The 1,053-nt window shown below is 76.2% G+C and carries 1 pseudogene; it reads left to right on the forward strand.

What is annotated here, in order from left to right:
• Positions 1 to 297: 297 nt before the first annotated feature.
• Positions 298 to 1,053: pseudogene (locus tag GT030_RS02190) on the forward strand (hydrolase); the annotation flags it as partial.

Genomic DNA, 1,053 nt, shown 5'->3' on the forward strand with positions numbered 1-1,053 from the left:
AAACGGAATCGAACCGTTGACCTTCTCCTTACCATGGAGACGCTCTGCCGACTGAGCTATTGGGGCGAGCGAGGAAGACATTACACGGTCCGCCGCCGATCGCCCAAATCCGTATCCGGGTGCCCATCGCGGGCCGTCCCCCCGGCCTCTGAGGCCGCTCCGGCACCCCGGGAAGCCCCGTGCCACGCCGGTACGACTATTGCCCTCCTGCGCGGTCGGCGCGGCCGCCGACCCTACGCTCGGACACGCTGCGTGATCTTGCTCCGTGTCCCCCGGCCCCTGGAGTCCGAGCGCCCGATGCCCGACAGTCGGCAACCCCCTCCTCCCGCCCCCGACCAGGGCGCCCTCGTGCTGTGCGGGGCGCGGCTCACCGACGGGCGGACGGTGGACGTACGGCTGGGCGGCGGCCGTATCGAGGCGGTCGGGACGGCGGGCACCCTGGCCCGCGGCCCCGCCCGCGCCGGTGCGCCCCGGGTCGACCTGCGCGGCTACCTGCTGCTCCCGGCCCCCGCTGAGCCGCACGCCCACGGGGACACCTGCCTCACCGCCGAACCCCCCGGCCCGCCCTCGGCCACGCCCGAGGCGGTGCAACGCAGAGTGACCGAGGCGACCCTGCTCCAGCTCGGCCACGGCGCCACGGCGGTACGGGCCCAGGTGCGCATCGGCGACGCGCAGGGGCTCGGCGCGCTGGAGGCGGTGCTCCAGGCCCGCCGTTCGCTGCGCGGGCTCGCGGAGCTGACCACGGTGGCGATGCCCAGGCTGCTGACCGGGGTCGCCGGTGCGGACGGGCTGGCGATGCTGCGGGACGCGGTGAAGATGGGCGCCGACGTGGTGGGCGGCTGCCCCGACCTGGACCCCGATCCCATGGGCTATGCGGAGGCGGTGCTGGAGGTCGCCGCCGAGCAGGGCTGCCCGGTCGATCTGCACACCGACGCGGCGGACTCGGCCCGGCTGTCCCGGCTCGCGGCGATGGCGGGGGGCCTGCGCCCCGGCGTGACCCTCGGCCCGTGCGCGGCCCTCGCCCGGCTGCCCGCCGAGACCGCGCACCGCGTC

The sequence above is a fragment of the Streptomyces sp. SID1328 genome, assembly GCF_009865595.1.
GTDB classification, from domain to species: Bacteria; Actinomycetota; Actinomycetes; order Streptomycetales; family Streptomycetaceae; genus Streptomyces; species Streptomyces griseoluteus.